1 protein-coding gene is annotated in these 2,188 nt (G+C 63.2%); it reads right to left on the bottom strand.

Features of this window, described 5'->3' with window-relative positions; translation table 11 throughout:
* Positions 1–118: 118 nt before the first annotated feature.
* The gene (gene ltrA / locus BST44_RS29045) at positions 119–1,573 is read right to left on the bottom strand and encodes a group II intron reverse transcriptase/maturase (RefSeq protein ID WP_033711551.1); all 1,455 of its coding nucleotides are present in this window, start codon (positions 1,571–1,573) and stop codon (positions 119–121) included.
* Between the last annotated feature and the right edge of the window lie 615 nt (positions 1,574–2,188).

The following is a 2,188-nucleotide window of genomic DNA, read 5'->3' on the forward strand; positions in this document are numbered from 1 at the left end:
GATGTAGGGGTCGGACCGGGGCGCGGTGCCGGGATTGCTCCTGGCCCGTTTCCCCGGCCCGCCCTCCGCACCGGACGTGCGACTCTCGTCGCATCCGGCGCTCCACGGACTGCCACCGTTATGCGGGGACCGAGGTCGCCGCTGTGCTGGTCCACGGTGTGGGGATGTTGCTCGCCCGCCACCGATACCGAGTGATCGGAACGGTGGTGGTATCGAACATGACGATCCCATTCTCTTGCGGACGATTGCCTGGCCTTCCGGTCAGGAACCGCCGGTAGAGCTCCGCCCACGTGATCCGCTTGTGCCGTTTGAGCAGCCACTGGGTGACCCGATGCCAGGCAAAGGAATCGAGGTATCCGAAGGTTGCCTTCGACACACCGTGACGGAAATACGCACACCATCCTCGGAGCACCGGGTTGAGGCGTCCGAGGAGATCAGCAAGGCCATGATGACGTGCCTTCTTGGTCAGCGCCCGCACCTTCGTCATGATCGAAAGCAGCGCCTTCTTCGACGGGTAGGTGTAGACAGCTGCCTTGTTCGTGCCCTTCTTGCGGCGCCGCTGGATGCGGAATCCGAGAAAGTCGAACCCCTCGTCGAGGTGGCATACCTGGGTCTTCTCCACGGATAGCCGTAGCCCCAGTGGGGCAATGACATCCGCGACTTCGTCCCATAATGCGTCCGCGTGCGCTTTGGTTCCGGCCACCATGATCACGAAATCGTCGGCATAGCGGACGATCCGATAGGTGGCCCCGCCACGTTTGCGATGGGCATCTCGCCGCTGAGATGTCCGATGGGCATCCCATTTCACACGGAAATGTGCGTCCAACACCGTCAGAGCGATGTTGGCCAGCAGCGGTGAGAGTATGCCACCCTGGGGTGTGCCGGTATCAGATTCCCTGACCGTTCCGTCGCCAGACATGATGCCCGCCTTCAGGAATGCCTTGATCAGGGCCAGGACCCGCTTGTCGACGATCCGCGTGCGTACTCGTTCCATGATGGCGGAGTGAGCCAGTTCGTCGAAACACGCCGCGATGTCAGCCTCGAAGACCCAGTGATAGTTCCGGGTCCCCAAAGCATGTATCTCGGCGATCGCGTCCTGAGCGCGACGTCGGGGACGGAAACCGTAACTGACCGGCTCGAAATCCGCCTCGAAGATCGGCTCCAACACCAACAGCAACGACGCTTGAACCGTGCGGTCCATCGCCGTGGGAATACCGAGCCGCCTGAGTTTGCTGCTCCCTGGTTTGGGAATGAGTATCTCCCGCACCGGAAGTGGAGCAAATGTCCGTGCCTTCAGTTCGGTTCGAACGTGGCTCAGGAACGCCACCGTCTCGGCATCTCCGGTTATGGACGCAGGAGTCAGCCGGTCGACACCGGCTGAGCGTGCGCCCTTGTTGCCCCGCACCCGTTCCCACGCGACGGTGAGAAAGTCCGGGTGGTGGACGAGGTTGAACACATCATCAAAGCGGCGGTCGGAATCTTCGACCGCCCAGTGGTGCAGCTTGCGTTGCATCTGTCGTACCTGCCATGCCGCCTGATCGGGATCGGGCCATGACAGCTCACCGGTATTCACCAGTGCCTCCGTTCGTGTCGTGTTCGCTGCATCAATTCCGCTGGGGCCCTTCGCCATGCACGAGGCTTTCCCCCGCTCGGACTACTACGGCCCCTCCGCCCCACCGCGTGGCCATCGACAGACGACGCGTCAACCCGGATTCGGCGCCCTCGGCTGAGGACGACGACACGGGAGCCTCGCGATGGTTCCCACGTTCACTGCTGACCGCTCGAGGAGGGAGGTGCCCAGCTATGCCCCTGCGATATCGCCACGGCTACGCCGCAGGCATTCACCGTGGCCTCCAGCGGCAGCGACCTAAACCGCAGCCGGAGTTCCCAACACCGAGACGCCAGTGGTGTTGGTGCGCATCGCAGACCAGCCCGAATCCACCGGGTTAGAGCTGGCGGGAGACTTGAGAGGCGTTAAAACACTGGTTCCTCGCGTACACCTTCTCCTCATGCTTGCCGGACCCAGGCCATCCGGTAGTGCCGGCCTGTCCCGTCGTTGTCGGGGCTGCTTACCACCCTCGCCGGCGTCTCCCGGTCCAGGCTGCCCCCAGCTTCGTTACGCTGCTGCGACAGCACAACGGCGCAGGTCTCTCACCTCCGCTCGGTCACACAGCGCCTCGTGGCGCAC

The organism is Mycobacterium scrofulaceum, assembly GCF_002086735.1.
In the GTDB taxonomy this organism is placed as follows: Bacteria; Actinomycetota; Actinomycetes; order Mycobacteriales; family Mycobacteriaceae; genus Mycobacterium; species Mycobacterium scrofulaceum.